This window comes from Listeria sp. MAN/IMW/UF464 (genome assembly GCF_058683955.1).
This window is the reverse complement of the sequence record NZ_JBZWZP010000005.1, coordinates 80,831-96,196: the sequence shown is the minus strand read 5'-3', so window position 1 is coordinate 96,196 and position 15,366 is coordinate 80,831. Positions and strand designations below refer to the sequence as shown.

At 35.9% G+C, this 15,366-nt stretch carries 18 protein-coding genes; 6 read left to right on the top strand and 12 right to left on the bottom strand.

The genetic code is table 11. The annotated features are described in order from the left end of the window. Positions 1-22: 22 nt before the first annotated feature. Positions 23-697, bottom strand: coding sequence for a VanZ family protein (locus AC4PG0_RS14155; RefSeq protein WP_003762618.1), 675 nt, complete (start codon positions 695-697; stop codon positions 23-25). A gap of 207 nt (positions 698-904) precedes the next feature. Between AC4PG0_RS14155 and AC4PG0_RS14150 the strand changes: the two genes are divergently transcribed. Then, on the top strand, positions 905-1,870 hold the full coding sequence (locus tag AC4PG0_RS14150) for a cation diffusion facilitator family transporter (RefSeq protein WP_003762620.1): 966 nt from the start codon (positions 905-907) through the stop codon (positions 1,868-1,870). 44 nt (positions 1,871-1,914) lie between these two features. On the opposite strand, the gene AC4PG0_RS14145 is transcribed toward AC4PG0_RS14150, so the two are convergent. Then, the gene (locus AC4PG0_RS14145) at positions 1,915-2,457 is read right to left on the bottom strand and encodes a GNAT family N-acetyltransferase (protein WP_003768969.1); all 543 of its coding nucleotides are present in this window, start codon (positions 2,455-2,457) and stop codon (positions 1,915-1,917) included. 190 nt (positions 2,458-2,647) lie between these two features. Between AC4PG0_RS14145 and AC4PG0_RS14140 the strand changes: the two genes are divergently transcribed. Continuing rightward, the gene (locus tag AC4PG0_RS14140) at positions 2,648-3,550 is read left to right on the top strand and encodes a methyl-accepting chemotaxis protein (RefSeq protein WP_033837569.1); all 903 of its coding nucleotides are present in this window, start codon (positions 2,648-2,650) and stop codon (positions 3,548-3,550) included. A gap of 27 nt (positions 3,551-3,577) precedes the next feature. Further along, on the top strand, positions 3,578-3,784 hold the full coding sequence (locus AC4PG0_RS14135) for a hypothetical protein (RefSeq protein WP_003762628.1): 207 nt from the start codon (positions 3,578-3,580) through the stop codon (positions 3,782-3,784). A gap of 34 nt (positions 3,785-3,818) precedes the next feature. Here AC4PG0_RS14135 and AC4PG0_RS14130 read toward each other — a convergent pair whose 3' ends face one another. The 7 genes from AC4PG0_RS14130 to AC4PG0_RS14100 form a co-directional block, all read right to left on the bottom strand. Further along, a complete protein-coding gene (locus AC4PG0_RS14130) occupies positions 3,819-4,172 on the bottom strand; it encodes a hypothetical protein (RefSeq protein WP_045554455.1) in 354 nt (117 codons plus the stop codon). Between the two features lie 20 nt (positions 4,173-4,192). Then, positions 4,193-4,594 carry a fosfomycin resistance hydrolase FosX gene (gene fosX / locus AC4PG0_RS14125; RefSeq protein WP_003762632.1) on the bottom strand — a complete coding sequence of 134 codons (402 nt, stop codon included), beginning with the start codon at positions 4,592-4,594 and terminating at the stop codon, positions 4,193-4,195. Positions 4,595-4,664: 70 nt separating this feature from the next. After that, positions 4,665-5,636, bottom strand: coding sequence for a serine hydrolase domain-containing protein (locus tag AC4PG0_RS14120; protein WP_492167864.1), 972 nt, complete (start codon positions 5,634-5,636; stop codon positions 4,665-4,667). Next, positions 5,637-7,943, bottom strand: coding sequence for an excinuclease ABC subunit UvrA (locus AC4PG0_RS14115; RefSeq protein ID WP_492167863.1), 2,307 nt, complete (start codon positions 7,941-7,943; stop codon positions 5,637-5,639). Positions 7,944-7,959: 16 nt separating this feature from the next. Further along, on the bottom strand, positions 7,960-8,865 hold the full coding sequence (locus tag AC4PG0_RS14110) for an AraC family transcriptional regulator (protein WP_492167862.1): 906 nt from the start codon (positions 8,863-8,865) through the stop codon (positions 7,960-7,962). 266 nt (positions 8,866-9,131) lie between these two features. Next, positions 9,132-10,505: a 23S rRNA (uracil(1939)-C(5))-methyltransferase RlmD gene (gene rlmD / locus AC4PG0_RS14105; RefSeq protein ID WP_185543868.1), complete on the bottom strand. Its 1,374-nt coding sequence runs from the start codon at positions 10,503-10,505 to the stop codon at positions 9,132-9,134. Between the two features lie 64 nt (positions 10,506-10,569). Beyond that, entirely contained in the window at positions 10,570-10,950 is a 381-nt protein-coding gene (locus tag AC4PG0_RS14100; protein ID WP_045552641.1) for an OsmC family protein, read from the bottom strand. Between the two features lie 105 nt (positions 10,951-11,055). Here AC4PG0_RS14100 and AC4PG0_RS14095 point away from each other — a divergent pair, with 105 nt between their 5' ends. Continuing rightward, the gene (locus AC4PG0_RS14095; RefSeq protein ID WP_003762732.1) at positions 11,056-11,700 is read left to right on the top strand and encodes a deoxynucleoside kinase; all 645 of its coding nucleotides are present in this window, start codon (positions 11,056-11,058) and stop codon (positions 11,698-11,700) included. 27 nt (positions 11,701-11,727) lie between these two features. On the opposite strand, the gene AC4PG0_RS14090 is transcribed toward AC4PG0_RS14095, so the two are convergent. After that, on the bottom strand, positions 11,728-12,597 hold the full coding sequence (locus AC4PG0_RS14090) for a YihY/virulence factor BrkB family protein (RefSeq protein ID WP_003762733.1): 870 nt from the start codon (positions 12,595-12,597) through the stop codon (positions 11,728-11,730). Between the two features lie 91 nt (positions 12,598-12,688). Between AC4PG0_RS14090 and AC4PG0_RS14085 the strand changes: the two genes are divergently transcribed. Beyond that, positions 12,689-12,910, top strand: a complete 222-nt coding sequence (locus AC4PG0_RS14085) for a DUF1128 domain-containing protein (RefSeq protein WP_003768985.1) — start codon at positions 12,689-12,691, stop codon at positions 12,908-12,910. Between the two features lie 19 nt (positions 12,911-12,929). Here AC4PG0_RS14085 and AC4PG0_RS14080 read toward each other — a convergent pair whose 3' ends face one another. Then, entirely contained in the window at positions 12,930-13,736 is an 807-nt protein-coding gene (locus tag AC4PG0_RS14080; protein WP_203574818.1) for an AAC(3) family N-acetyltransferase, read from the bottom strand. Positions 13,737-13,864: 128 nt separating this feature from the next. Next, entirely contained in the window at positions 13,865-14,623 is a 759-nt protein-coding gene (gene map, locus AC4PG0_RS14075; RefSeq protein WP_003767285.1) for a type I methionyl aminopeptidase, read from the bottom strand. A 189-nt stretch (positions 14,624-14,812) separates the two neighbouring features. Here map and AC4PG0_RS14070 point away from each other — a divergent pair, with 189 nt between their 5' ends. Next, the gene (locus tag AC4PG0_RS14070) at positions 14,813-15,259 is read left to right on the top strand and encodes a flavodoxin (protein WP_003767289.1); all 447 of its coding nucleotides are present in this window, start codon (positions 14,813-14,815) and stop codon (positions 15,257-15,259) included. Positions 15,260-15,366 lie beyond the last annotated feature (107 nt).

Sequence of the window (15,366 nt, the reverse complement as noted above, 5' to 3'; positions counted from 1 at the left end):
TAAGTCTCCTTAACGATTACATTCATCTTCTTTTATTTATACGTTTTCTAACTGGTGGGATTGCATATGCAAGTAAGACACCAATTAAACCGCTTAACGTATTTAAAATAATATCATCTACATCTGTAGAGCGGTTTGGTGGAAGTGAGATACTTTCAAATCCTGTAATCATCGTTGTTTGAGCAAATTGTAGCAATTCAATACCACAAGAAGTAAGGAAAATAACAAGTATAGTTTTTCCTGCTGTACTAGTGATTTTAAAGTAAAGTAGAAAGAAAGACAGCGGACATAATAATAAAACATTCCCGATTATTTGAATAATTGTTGGCATCGTTGGTAATGTTTGTTGGAATGTGTTTTCTATTGTTGTAAAAGGTATTAAATTAATCATTTCTTTTTGAATGTGGAAATTCCCTGTATACGTGCTGTTTACAAAGTCACCAATCGAAATATAGGCTACTAGATGTAAGAGCACAAATATATATAAAATAAATACACAAAACCAGATGAAATCAATCCAGTTTTTTAATTTAGCCAGTTTTGTTAAAATTAATGTTGTTAATAAAAGTATACAACTATTAGTAATCGTATTAATTAAATCAGCGTTATTCCCAAATTGTAGTGCAAGTGAAACCCCATATAAGAGATATAATACTGGCAGTAACAATACAAAAAAACGGCATTTTTGGACTTGCATTCTCGTATCCCAACGCCTTCCGTTTCAAAATCAGCTTTCAGACTCTCTGAATAAGCACCTAGTACCAGTTTAGCAGATATAAATTTGAAAAGAAAGCTTGTTTATACTTACATTTTTGCAAGCTTCTAGAAAGCTTCTTAGTTCCTATTTTCTTTTTGAGTGAAAAAATGCTACAATTTCTTAATGATATTCGTGGAGGAGACTAGGATGAAAGAATTATTAGGGTTATTAAAAGAAGGCAATAAATCAGCTTTAACAGCAGCTCTTGTTAATACGATTGTTTCAATTATAAAAGGTGTCACTTATTTTTTCACAGGGAACATTGCGATGTTTGCTGAAACGCTACATAGCCTTGGTGACGCAGCTAACCAGTTTTTCGTATTTATAGGTTCTGCTTTAAGTAAGAAACGGCCGACGAAACGTTTTCCGCATGGTTTTGGCCGGATGGTTAACTTAGTACTTCTTGGCGCGGTAATTGTTGTTGGTATTATGGCATTTGAGACAATTCGAGAAGGTTTCGCGCACATCATCGATCCGACAAGTTCAACCGGTTTTCTTATTAATCTCGTGGTACTTTTACTTTGTACTATTTTAGAGTTTTCCGTTCTTGTAAAAGCGATGCACGAAATTGCTCATGATGTTGGTTTAGAATCAAAAGGTCTTAGCTTATTTAAAGATAGTATTTTAAATCTTGGTAAGGCAAAAGCGGCGACTAAACTAGTATTCTTAGAGGATTCGGTTGCAACTGGCGGTGGCTTACTTGCAATGATTGCAGTCATTATTTCCCACTACACTCCATTTCATCAAGCGGAAGGTATTGCCTCGATGTTAATTGGGGTTATGATGTTTATTGTTGTCGGAAAAGTATTTTTAGATAATGCTGCTGGGGTGATTGGAGAATCGGATCAAAGCATGCATTTAACTGTTGGACAATTAGTAATGAGCGATCCAGATGTGCGTGATATACAAGTGCTTACCGTGTTAAAAGAAGGCGATGTGTTTCACGTTGATGTCGAGGTCGAACTTGATCCGATGCTTACACTTGCGGAAGTAGATGATATTAAAGACCGTTTAGAAGAAAATATTGGTAAACTTCGCGGAGTTGCTGATGTGTTAATTTCTTTTGATGAAGACGATGCTATTCGTAACTGGGAATACGGCGACGGACGTTAAAAGAAGAAAAAGCCAAGTGCGCAAATTGCGCCACTTGGCTTTTTTTAGTCTCCAGGATTTATAATGGCTAGTACTTGATGATCTTCCCACGTTCCATTAATGCGCACATTTTGAACCGCTAGTCCTTCTAAATGAAATCCAGCATTTAAAAGAACTTGCTTAGATCGCTCGTTTTTTGGCATAACACCCGCTTCAATACGATGAAGTCCAAGAATATCAAATCCAAAATCTACTATTAACTGTACTGCCTCGGTAGCATACCCATTTCCGTTATGAGCCTTATCCAAAAAGTAACCGATAAATGCGGATTGTAACGATTCACGCAAAATACTAAATAAATTAATTGTACCAATAAGTTCATCAGTATCTTTCAAGAAAATTCCATAATAATACTCTACATCACTTGCAGCAAAATCTTCTAATCGTAAAATAAGCGCTTGTTGCTCTTCTATTGTATAAAAGCGCTCATCCCGCTCCATCGAATAGCCTGCAAAAAAAGACTTATTCGCTAAATGAAAAGCTAGTTTTTGATTCGCATCGGTTATTTGAAAAGGTCTTAAGTAAATCCGTTTCCCCGTAATTCGCATCCCTATCCCTCCCGTATTTTTCTAAATTATAAGATTGTTCTAACAGGATTGCAAGTAACTCTACTAAGCTAAATTTTTCTATTATACCCATTTTATAAAAAAATAAACCTTCTAATACGAATATAAGTGTGTTATTATGTTGATGTTGGTTATTTTCATATTATTTTTCTAAAAAATGGAGGTTTTTTTAATGAATGTTAATGCGGAAACAGAAGACGCAACTCTCCTTCTCGATGGTTTACTTCAAAACGTAGCAATAATTCGTTTTGATACTAATAAAAAAGTAACTTACGCTAATGCACTTTTCGCGGAAGCTATGGGGTATACAGAAGAAGAAATGTTGCAATTATCGCACCCTGACTTATGCTTTCCAGACTTTGTACAAACTGCGAGCTACAAAGAAATGTGGACAAATCTACTAACTGGACAAAAATTTCAAAATAAAATTGAACGAAAAAACGCTCGTGGCGAACGTGTTTGGTTCGAAGCGACTTATATCCCTATTATTCGCGAAGAAACAGTAGTCGGAGTTGCAAAAATAGCAACTGATATTACGAGAAGAGAAGAAACTGTCCATGATTTTGCATCTGGTTTAAAAAGCATGGCAACAAATTTAAAAGAACATTCTAGTGTTGGAAAAACGCGCAGTGAAGCTCTCCTCGAACTCGTGAAATCAATCACGAAAGAATCAAATGAAAATACCGATACCCTTCACGATTTGCAAACAGAAGCACAAAATATTCACGGCATTATTAATACAATTAACGGAATTGCTTCTCAGACCAATTTACTTGCCTTAAATGCAGCAATTGAAGCAGCACGTGCTGGTGATGCTGGGCGTGGATTTAGTGTTGTAGCTGAAGAAGTTCGTAAACTTTCAAGTCGTGTAGAAGAAGCAATTAAAGAAGTCGAAAAAAGTGTCAACGGTATCACCCAAGAAATTAATACTATCTCAAGTGGTACAGAACGTGTCGAAGCAAAAGTCGAGGAAAGCCAAGAAGTCCTTATTTTATCTTTAGAAGATTTTAGCCAAATTGAATCTGCCTCTACTGCCTTGGATCAAAATGCCGGTGCTTTCACAAAAATGATTTAACCGACTGAAAAAAGGAGCGAAGAAGTCTTGAAACTAATTGGAAAACATCCTTCTGGTCGTGCCATTATTATTCGCTTGAACAATCAAGAGTACCACTACGAAACTGCAAATAGTTTTGGAAGCGCGACTTCATTAACACGAGCAAAAACAGAAGCAAGAGCTGATAGTTTTACATCAAATGAAATGGATCAAGGTTTACATATCGGTAATTGGCACTGGAAAGAACTTGGATGAAAGAGAATCCCACCTAACAATAGGTGGGATGTTTTTATTTATTCAAATCTTGTTCAAGTTGATTTTTAAAGTTGGTTGCTACGTCAAACACGGTAACAAATTGGAAATCGCTCATGTTGTAATGGACGACAAACTCGTTATCACGATGGCGGACCATTATGGATGAGCGGACTTTATCACCGATTGCATCGCCAGCTTGTGCTCCACTATAGAAAACCCAGTGCGCGGCTTCGATTGGATTTGCTGTTTTTTCGGCAAGATCGCTTTGAATTAGCTGTTTTATCGTGGTACTTAATTCAGGTTCAAACTCATTTTCGATATAACCGTACCAAATAGTTCGGTAGTACTTATTTTCAAATTCATTCGTTTCATCAAATAGTTTTTTCATAGTAATTCCTCCTGTGTTTGCTATTTATGATACCTTTTTAAGCGTTCTTCTAATGTCCCGGCGTGTAATTCAAACAGGTGATTATCATAGTCATAAAAATAAACGGATCGTCCTTCGCCTTTTACTCTAGAGCGCTCTGGTTTTATTTCCATGCCGAGTGATTTAATTCGCTCGATATATTCATCCATTTCCTCTGCTTGAATTTGAAAAGCAATATGGTTGTAAGTGCGTTCTTGTAAAGATTCACCTTCCATAATGCAGATCCACAGTCCCGCGATTAGAAAAAACTTTTCTTTGGAGAGCGAAAATGTGTCATCGCCACTAGAATAGATTTCTTCTGCATCAAAAATTTCTTCTAAGAATGTGGTTGTTTTATTCAAATCTTTCACAATTAAAGTGATATGGCTTAATCCTGAAATCATGTACTCACCAGTCCTTCTGTTTTCTTTGCAGTACTTTTCCTACCTATCGACCTATTTCTCCTTTCACTGGCTATAGTATTGATAGTATCTTATCAATTAATTCTTGTCTATCTGTGGGTTTCGAAATGATAGTTGAAGCAATTGCAATTACTATCCGTTTATTTTTATTTATATAAATAATATTTCCACCTGACCCCACTGCCATATATTCATCTTTATTATCTCTAACCCACCAGAGGTATCCATAATATCCGTAACTATTTTTTACTTGGCGGGTAGAATCTTCTAGCCATTCTTTACTAATAATTTGCTTTCCATTGAAATATCCTTCCTGGAGGCATAGTTGTCCAAGTTTTGACATTTCATTTAAAGTTAGTGTTAGCCCCCAACCACCCGCATTATTTCCTAAAGGGTCAGAAACCCAACCTTTCATTTTCCTCCCAAAGACATGATCTATATCAAATTTCATCGGGAAATTAGGAACTGTTTCAATCGATAATGGTTCAAAAAGGTGTTTATTTGCAAATTCGCGTGCACTCATTTTTGTTGCTTTTGTAAGAATTGCTGATAACAAATGGGCACCGCTTGTAGAATATTTAAATGTTCCAATTCTCCCGCCTGTCCCCATTATTTGAAGCGCATACTCCACCCAATCATTCTGCCGACATAGTCTTGTTAAAGGTTCTCGCATATTTGGAAAAGGAAATGGAGCCGTCATTGTTAAAAGGTTTTTAATAGTTATCTGATTCCTTAAAACATTGTTATCAGTGAATTTATATTCAGGAAAAAAATCTATCACTTTTTCGTTTACACTTCGAATATAACCTTTATCGATCGCAATTCCAATTAATAAGGATATGACGCTTTTAGTTATGGAAGCAACGTTAAATTTATCATTTTTAGTTTTACGACCATAATAGGTTTCTAGTACGTGATTTTCATTTTGAAAAATAGATAGTCCTTTAATATTTGAGTACTTCTTCTTTACTAATTCATCAATTATTAAAATTTTTTCTGGAGGCAACATAGGCGTGTTATTCACTTATAAATACCTCCCTGTAATAGATACATTATTTTCGCTTAAGTCGATTGGAGTTCCTTGTGCAATAACTTCTCCGCCCTTGTCTCCACTACCTTCGCCAAGCTCTATAATCCAGTCACAGCATTTTAATATATCGAGATCATGTTCAATAACAATTACTGAATTACCACTTGTAACTAACTCATTTAGTAAATAAAGCAATTTTGAAATGTCATATTGACTTAAGCCCGCTGACGGTTCATCTAACACATAAAGGGTATCTTTTTTTCTTGTTTTTCCAATTTCTTTTGCTAATTTGATTCTCTGAGCCTCACCACCACTAAGAGTTGAGGTAGGTTGACCTAATTTCACATAATCCATCCCTATTTTTTTTAAGATATTTAATACGGATAGGTCAATCGTTGAACTTTCCAAAAATGAGATAGCCTCATCTACGCTCATTTCTAGAACATCATTAATATTTTTTTGCTTGTACAAAACTTGCAGGGTTTTAGAATTAAATCGTGTCCCATTACATTCTGGACAAGTTTTACTAAATTGAATGTCGTAGCCAATCGAAATATCTTCAACCCCACTACCTTTACAAGATAGGCATGCGCCATTTGAGTTAAAAGAAAAATCGCCTGCTTTTAATCCTTCTTTAACTGCTTGAGGTTGTTTTGCAAATAATTCTCTTATCTTATCCCATAAACCTATATAAGTGACCGGGTTTGAATTTGCTTTGCGTCCAATTGGAGCTTGTGATATTTCAATTATCTTTTGTATTTTATCCATTCCTTTGATATTTGGATTACTGAAATCGCTGTTCTTTAATTGTTCTTTGCAGAGTGGTACTAATGTTTTAGATATTAAAGTACTTTTTCCACTCCCAGAAACTCCAGCAATTCCAACAAGTCTGTTAATCGGAATTTCAATTGAAATGTTTTTTAAATTGTTTCGATTTGCATTACTAATGCTTAGTGTATCTTTTGTTTCCTGCTTATTTTTTTTGAAACTTTTTGTCATATCATAATCTAGAAATTTTGAAGTAAGCGAATGGCGATTATTCAGAAACTCTGAATAGGATCCTTGATAAACTATTTCACCGCCTAAATCTCCAGCATTTGTTCCAACATCAATAATATGATCAGCAGCTTTTATTATTTTTTTATCATGAGAAACAATAAGTACAGTGTTTCCATGGGCTTTTATTGATTGAAGTGACTCGATAATCTCTTGTTTTTCTGATTCGTGTAGTCCGCTAGTAGGTTCGTCAAACACGTAGATGAGTGAATCTAGTTTTGATTCTAAGTGGTCATATAAAAAAATTCGTTGTAGTTCGCCTCCACTTAAGGTCGGAATCTCTCGATACATCGTTAAATGTCCTAGTTTAATATGGATGAGTGAATTTAAAGTTGTAATAAGCGAACGAGATAACTCTGTCCCAAAAGCTGACAATTTATTCATCTCTATATAATTATCAAGGAATTCTTTTACTTTTATTAACGACATGCTGGCAATTTCACCCAAGTGTAGATTAGCAATTTTCATCATTCTAGCTTCATCACAAATGCGGTAGCCATTACAGGATTCACAGATTTCTTGTGAATAAAATCTCTGAACATCTTCATTACGTAAATACCGATTGTGTAATACTCGTTCAACGCAATAACTTGTTTTCCCAGAATAATTATCTACTACACCATAAATTAATTCATTTTGAATCTCGATGGGACAATTCGAAAAAGCTTCATGAAAATAAGCAGTATATTTTCTCTGTAGTAAATTAAGGTAACCTTTTGTTGAACCAATTTGTTGAAATACTTGTTCGACGGTCATTGTTTTAGATGAAATAATATTTTCCATATGAATATGAAATTGTTTACCAGTTCCAGCGCAGTCAAAACACATTCCATTTGGCGAAAGATAGGAAAAAATATCAGGATTTATATCATCATTAGCTAACGAAAAACTTTCACTATCTTGGTAAGAACCTTCATTTGCGAATAATAGACTAAATTTGTTTAAAAGTCCTGTTTTAGATCCAACAGTAGAGCGCGGATTACTTTGTCTGATGAGGTTTTGCTTTACTGCTACAGTGGGACTTAACCCGGTAATGTTTGTATAATAGTCTGTTCCAAAATCTAAAGCCATTCCTATTGATTGAAGATACTTTTTTCTACCTTCTTCAAAAATCAAATCGAATGCTAGACTTGATTTTCCTGAACCACTGATTCCAGTAATTACAATAAATTTATTTTTAGGGATTTCTATACTTATATTTTTCAGGTTATTAATATATGCGTTTTCAATTTGAATATAGTCCATGCTTTCCCCCTACTAATTAGTTTATTGGTTCAATAGGAATATAGATATCCACAATATGTTTTTGAAGTGGGTCTTCCAGTGGATTGTTTAAATATACTTCAAATGGAAATGAGTTTGCTGGCAAATAACCACTAGAAGGAAGCCACTTTCCGTAAACAAAATCCCAAGCATCTGGATACTCTTTTTGACGTATTTCAAAATGAATGACGCCGTATAACCCAGAAGGTATCTCCATAAGCCCGATTTCCTCTCTGTCTAACTGCTTAACATTTTGTTTAATAATAATACAACTACTAGCTCTCTGATTATCAGCTGTTGTTATATCGGGATGGCTATGGTAAATCGTCAATGGAAAAGAGGAATCTTTATCAAGTAAATCATGCTCCATGCCATATTGAAAGAGTTCACTCAAAGGTTTGGTGAGTTCTAATTCCTTGTAAGAACCTACTATTCTCTTATAGATGACAGGTATATTCTGTAGCGTAGTAATGGTTACTTTGCCTGGAATATTATATTGTTTTTCATCTACAGGCTTATTATAGCGGGAAGTAAGAAAATTCTCTTTGCAATTGTTGCTATTTTGTTTTCTAATTTCTATAGGAGACACATCAAAATATTTCTTGAATGCCCTAGAAAAAACAGAAGAATCGCTGAAGCCAAGTTCATATGCTACATCTGTTATTGTTAAATCCTTTCGATTCATTAGTAAGCCAAGCGCCCATTCCATTTTTATTCTTGTTGTATATTGAAATATCGACTCATTTGTTAACGCTTTAAAAATTCTATGAAAGTGGTATTTGGATAATCCAGCAATTTTTGCTAATTGTTCGGATGTGAAATTCTCTGCTGGATGAGCTTCAATATAATCTTGTAAGGCGAAAATATGTTTCCAATATTCGTTTTCATATTTGCTCGTTGTCACAACATAACACTCCTTTTTATGAAGCCATAACTTCATTATAGGGTATTTTAAAAACATATGAAACAACAATTATTGAGGCTTTCTGTAGTTAGATTTAATGCTCGCTTTCTTTCATAAATTGGGTGTAAAAAAAAGACGCTCCTTTTACAGAAGCGTCTTTATCATGTAAATTAATAGTTACATTAATTGAGGTCACGGTCATTTTAAATTGAATTTTATTTTCAACGATTGTTAATTGGAGAAACTAAAAATTTAAGTTCCCAGCCTTAGCGTCGTTGTAGTAATGTTACTGTCTCGACATGAGCTGTTTGCGGGAACATATCAACGGGTTGCATATAGCGAATTTGATATTTCTTCGCTAGCAAGGCTAAATCGCGAGCAAGCGTAGACGGGTTACATGATACGTAAACAAGTTGTTTTGCTTCTACTTGTAACAGCGATTTAATTAAACCTTGGTCACAGCCGCTTCTTGGTGGGTCAACGATGACTGCATCTGGGCGGAAACCTTCATTTACCCATTTTGGCAATACATCTTCTGCTTTCCCTACTTCATAATAAACATTTTCGATACCATTTTTCTCCGCATTTCGTTTGGCATCTTCAATGGATTCTGGAATAATATCCATACCGCGAACTTCTTTTACTTTTCCGGCAAATGCTTGGCCGATTGTTCCAACACCGCAATAAGCATCTACTAGAGTTTCGCTGCCTGTTAGTACGAGTGCTTTCTCAACTTCTTGGTAGAGCCGCTCTGTTTGGAACGGGTTTAATTGGAAAAAGGCACGCGCTGATAAATCGAATTCGAGTTCCATTAATTTTTCTTCAATGCTTTCTTTTCCTGCTAAAAGGAACGTTTCGTCACCAAAAATAAGTGAGGATTTTGCTTGGTTGACGTTTTGCATAATCGAAGTGACTTCTGGAAGAGCTGCTTCGATTTCTGCTAGCATTTCGCGTTTTTTAGGTAACTTTTTACTATTTGTAATGAAGACGAGTTGTGTTTCACCGGTTTTCACGCCTGTACGGACGACGATTGTTCGGACGATGCCACTGCCTGCTTTTTCATCATAAATTGGCACGCCGTATTTTTCGAGTAAATCACGGACAAAATTCGTTACTTTGATGGTAACTGGTTGCTGGACGATACAGTCTTCAATCGGAACTAGTTGGTGCGAATTGGCTCCAAAAAGTCCTGTTTCAACTTGGCCACTACCTACCATTCTTGTTTGGAATTGGCTTTTATTACGGTAACGCCACGGGTCTTCCATTCCGATTGTTGGACGGATTTTTAATTTTGTTGGATCGATTTTTGTATGTTTTTCGATTGATTGAATAACAATATCTCTTTTTAATTCAAGTTGGGCGCTATAGGCCACATGTTGCAGCTGGCAACCACCACACGCCTCGTACACTGGACAAGGTGCGGTAACTCGGTTTGGAGATTTTTTACGGATTTTATTTAATTTTGCTTCGGTGAAACGATCGCGAACTTTGACCGCTTCGACAACTACTTCTTCACCGGTAATTGCGCCAGGTACAAATACAACTGCTTTTTTAAAGTAGCCGATTCCTTCCCCGTTGATTCCCATGCGTCTAATAGTTAGCGGGAACTTTTGGCCTTCTTCTACTGGATTTTGATTCATTATTTTCCTCCATCATTCCAAGTCTTCATTAATACTAACAAAAAAACTGCCACTTGTCAGTAGTTTATGGCATGATTTCAAGACTTTCATCGACAATAATACTTTTTTCGACAGAACGAACCATCGAACAGTATTTTGGGGTTAATTTTAGCGCTTTTTCAAGTGGATTAGGATCCAAATCAGCACCAGTTATTTTAAAATGAAGATGAATCGCGCTAATCCGATTTTCTTCTTCAGGAATACGTTCCATTGTTGCATCTACCCATAAATCAGTAAAATCCACTCGTTTTTTCCTTAAAATGTTACGAAAAACAATGGCGCTACAACTGGCAATAGACATCAACATCAAATCTGCTGGTGAATAATCGGTCATTTTATCATCAATTAAAAAACTTCCTGTGTCAAACCCATTTTCGGTATAAACTAGCTTTAATGGTTTTGTCATCATTATCCCTCATTTCTTCTCTTTTATCGTACAAAAAATCTCCTTATTAAGCAAATTAGTAGTATAATGAACAGATAGTCGACCAAAAAGGAGGCTACTCGTGTTATGGAAGGAGTAGGAAATAAAGTGATTGTTTTAGCAGGAATGATTGGCGCTGGGAAAAGTAGTTATACAGAGCTAATTGCAAATGAACTTGGAACAAAGGCATTTTATGAAAGCATTAAGGATAATCGCATCCTTGAAATGTTTTATGATGACCCAAAAAGATGGGCTTTTGCCTTACAAATATATTTTTTAAATACCCGTTTTCGCAGTATTAAAGCTGCATTAACGGATCAAAATAATGTGCTTGATCGAAGCATTTATGAGGATGCGCTTTTTACACAAATTAATTTTGAAGAAGGTAATATTTCGGAACCTGAGATGGATACATATCTTGATTTGCTTGATAATATGATGGAAGAACTTGCATATATGCCAAAAAAAGCGCCGGATTTATTGATTTATTTGCGCGGAAGTTTAGATACTGTTTTAAGTAGAATTTCCTTGCGTGGCCGTCCTTATGAGCAAACCTTTGATAATCCTGGCTTACTTGATTACTATAAGCATCTCCACAGTCGCTACGATAGCTGGTTTGAGTCTTATGATAAAAGTGATACACTCGTTATTAATATTGATGAAGTTGATATTAATAAACCAAGCGACGCGAAATACGTCATGCAACTCATTCATGAAAAATTAAAACGCTAAAACTGCTCACTGCAGTTTTAGCGTTTTTTAATTGATTTCGCCTAGTTCTTTTTTCTTTTTACGGATTGCAAGTGTTGCATTTAGCTCTCCGCCAATCATTAAAATAATACCAGTTAAGTAAAACCACAACATTAAAATAATAATCACACCGATACTACCATATGTTGCGGAATAATTGCCGAAGTTATTTACATAATACGCAAATCCAACTGAAGCTATTGTCCAGCCAATGGTTGAAAAAAGCGCTCCAGGGAGAACACTAATTAACGTACTACGTCTATTTGGCGCCACCCAATATAAAAAGGTAAAGACGACAAAAATAACGACGAGCGTAACAGTCCAACGAAGATTATTCCAAAAACTAAGAAAGTCTTCCGAGAAATTCAAATGGTTAATTAAAAACATTCCAATTTGTTGTCCAAATACGAGTAATAGCAAAGTTGCCCCCACCGTTGCAAGCATTGCTAAAGTGAAAAACATCGATAATAATCGTTGTACGACATAATTCCGTTTATTCGTAACTCCATATGCTTTATTGAGCGATTTCATTACGGCATTCATACCATTAGATGCCGACCATAAAGTCGCGATAATCCCGATAGAAAGTAATCCGCCATTTTTCTGCGTTAGTAAGGTATTTAAATTTTCTTCTAAAAAGTCCATAATCTGATCTGGTGCAAATTCTTTTATCATATTAAAAACCGAATCTTTATCAATATGAAGATAAGCGAGCAAAGTGGCCGCGATTAGAAGCATTGGGAAAATCGAAAACAGCATATAATAAGCTAACTGTGCTGCATTCCCAGAAACATCATTTCGCCCTACTCGTGCGCTTACTGTTTGGCCCACTTGGACAATTCCGTTATGTTTAATATATTTTACTACTTTTTTCCACACTGATAAGGCCCCCTTTTTTATAGTCATTCATCTGGAAGTTTTTCTTCTATTATGGTAAAATTTTGTCTATTAGCTTGAAAGGAGCAAAAAGATGAATCTTGAAACCCCTTCACAGGAAAACTTAGATTTTATGTTAGCAGAAATTACTACTAAACTAAAAATGGTGAATGTTGGCGTTTTTGAAAATCTCGAGCTTGACTCTGTTGATTATAACGCACTTACTGATATTTATCAGCTAATTAAACGTAAATCAAATTTCAGCCCCCGCGAAATGCAATTATTTGCAGAAGAGTTGCGTCGGATTAGAAAATAAAACAAATTCCAGCCACTATTTAGTGGTTTTTTGTTTGGAAATAATCGGTCCCAAAATCTACTAAATCACGCATATCATAGATTTTAGTTGGCGCTCCTATAATCGTCGTTGGGTGAAAATCACGTTCTTTCTCATATGTACGACCTAACGCGATAAACGCTTCACTGTTATAATCAATTTCCTGATACTTCTCCCAAACAATCTCACCTTGTTTCAAAAATGCAGCTTGATTTTCGATAAGCGGAAACACATTTGACCGTTCTTCTGCTAAATGAAGAGAAGTATTATTATTGTTATCCACTCCAAACAAAATGATTTTAGCCGAAAGTTGATATAACTTTCCGAGCGGTGAATCATCCCCTAAACTTTTCGCAAGAGGCTGGTGAGCAAGAATTTCTTCTTTGTCTTTCCCCCATGCACAAAACGAATGATATGGATGAAAACTGCGCGCCACATCCGGCATAGCTCGAAATGTTTCCGCAATGACGCCCATACTGCGAGTTGGTGTTACTAATGGATCAAAGGGTGGCGTTTCTGCTCGGATTATTTTCCACCAGCTTTCTGGAACAGGAGGATTTTCCCACTTTGCCGGATCGCTCAATTGTCCAGTTTGCGCTGGCATGACGATATTTCCATTAATGCCAACTGTCTCTTGAAGTGCATAAATCACCGCCACCGGTCCCCCGCAAATCCAGTGTGCTTTTGACATGGAGGCATGAAAAATAACCGTATCACCTTCTTTAATACCCGCTTTTTTCAGGTCTGACACGATTTTTTGTTTTGTTGCTGGTTTTTTCGTTCGCCAGATGGCCATTTTTTCTCCCAATTGCCCTGTCACCACCTCTAAAAAATAAAGCCAGATGCCTAGAAAAAAACGTCAAAGTAAAACAGTGTAATAACTACAAGTGTTTTTACTCGAATTCTGTTCTAAATGCATCTGGCTAACTAGTTTAATTAATCGTTTTCGCCTTGATACGTTAAAATTTCTGGGCCATCTTTTGTAATAGCAAAAGTGTGTTCATATTGAGCTGATAAAGATCCATCAACGGTTCTTGCAGTCCAGCCGTTATCGTCCATTTTTGCTTTCCAAGCGCCCATGTTTACCATTGGTTCGACGGTAATAACCATACCTTCTTTTAAGCGTAGTCCTTTTCCAGCTTTACCATAATGCGGAATATCTGGTTTTTCATGTAAAGTAGGTCCAACACCGTGGCCGATAAACTCACGTACAACAGCAAGATTTTCAGACTCTACGTATGTTTGGATAGCGTGACCAATGTCGCCTACTCGTGCTCCTACTTGTGCTTGTTCAATCCCAAGATAAAGTGCTTTATGCGTTACATCCATTAAATGCTTCACTTCATCAGAAACTTCACCTACTGCATAAGTCCAAGCTGAATCAGCAAGCGCACCGTGATAGTTCACGACCATATCTACTGTAATAATATCGCCTTGATTTAACTTCTGTTTGCGCGGAAAACCATGACAAATTTCATCATTGATACTTGCACAAATGGCATATTCGTAGCCTTCAAACCCTTTTTGTTCTGGAGTTGCGCCATTTTTACGTAAAAATTCATCTGTAAATACTTCTAAATCCCAGCTAGTAATACCAGGTTTAATGATTTTTTTTAGTTCTTTATGCGTATCGGCAAGGATTTTCCCCGCTGCTTTCATCTCATCAATTTCACGTCTTGATTTGAGTGTAATCATTCTTTTCATTCCCTTCTAAAATTTCCACTATTTACTATTATAGCTCGAAAACCGTTAGAAATAAAGTAATCCGGAAAAAAGGTTGCAGTTTTTCTGAAGACATTTATAATAGAATGTATCAGTTGAAAAAATGGTAGACTGGTTTGTGCCATTTTAAACAATAAAAAATTCAGAAAATGGGGATGCAAAATGACAAAAGTTATGATCGTTTATGCCAGCATGACTGGTAATACACAAGAAATTGCCGACATTTTAGGTGAAGAATTAGAAAAATACGATATTGAAGTTGAAATTGAAGAGTGTATTTCAGTTGATCCTGAAGATTTACTAGAATATGATGGCGCTCTAATCGGTGGCTACACTTATGATGATGGTCAACTACCTGATGAATTTGTTGATTTTTACGAAGATATGGCCGACGTTGATTTTAGCGGCAAAGTTTGCGCTTCTTTCGGTTCTGGCGATACTTTTTATGATGAATATTGCTTAACAGTTGATTTAGTTGAAACTCGTCTGAAAGAACAAGGCGCTACAGTTCCAGTTGCTGGGCTAAAAGTAGACCTTGATCCTGACGAAGAAGATGTTGTTCGCGCAGAAAGTTATGCAAAAACTTTCGTCGAGGCATTAAAAGGATAATTCTAAAGCAAGTCCTCTTTTTCGGACTTGCTTTTTTATTTATTTAAAAATAGCAAAAACAGTAGCCTCGTGGTTGCTTTACCTCATTAATTGAGATACAATTCTCG

Coding starts and splice junctions, on each gene's coding strand:
- AC4PG0_RS14155 (WP_003762618.1), bottom strand. CDS start 697: ATGCAAGTCCAAAAATGCCGTTTTTTTGTATTGTTACTGCCAGTATTA.
- AC4PG0_RS14085 (WP_003768985.1), top strand. CDS start 12,689: ATGAATCTTGAAACCCCTTCACAGGAAAACTTAGATTTTATGTTAGCA.
- rlmD (WP_185543868.1), bottom strand. CDS start 10,505: ATGAATCAAAATCCAGTAGAAGAAGGCCAAAAGTTCCCGCTAACTATT.
- AC4PG0_RS14115 (WP_492167863.1), bottom strand. CDS start 7,943: ATGGACTATATTCAAATTGAAAACGCATATATTAATAACCTGAAAAAT.
- AC4PG0_RS14130 (WP_045554455.1), bottom strand. CDS start 4,172: ATGAAAAAACTATTTGATGAAACGAATGAATTTGAAAATAAGTACTAC.
- AC4PG0_RS14100 (WP_045552641.1), bottom strand. CDS start 10,950: ATGACAAAACCATTAAAGCTAGTTTATACCGAAAATGGGTTTGACACA.
- AC4PG0_RS14095 (WP_003762732.1), top strand. CDS start 11,056: ATGGAAGGAGTAGGAAATAAAGTGATTGTTTTAGCAGGAATGATTGGC.
- fosX (WP_003762632.1), bottom strand. CDS start 4,594: ATGATTTCAGGATTAAGCCATATCACTTTAATTGTGAAAGATTTGAAT.
- map (WP_003767285.1), bottom strand. CDS start 14,623: ATGATTACACTCAAATCAAGACGTGAAATTGATGAGATGAAAGCAGCG.
- AC4PG0_RS14070 (WP_003767289.1), top strand. CDS start 14,813: ATGACAAAAGTTATGATCGTTTATGCCAGCATGACTGGTAATACACAA.
- AC4PG0_RS14145 (WP_003768969.1), bottom strand. CDS start 2,457: ATGCGAATTACGGGGAAACGGATTTACTTAAGACCTTTTCAAATAACC.
- AC4PG0_RS14150 (WP_003762620.1), top strand. CDS start 905: ATGAAAGAATTATTAGGGTTATTAAAAGAAGGCAATAAATCAGCTTTA.
- AC4PG0_RS14140 (WP_033837569.1), top strand. CDS start 2,648: ATGAATGTTAATGCGGAAACAGAAGACGCAACTCTCCTTCTCGATGGT.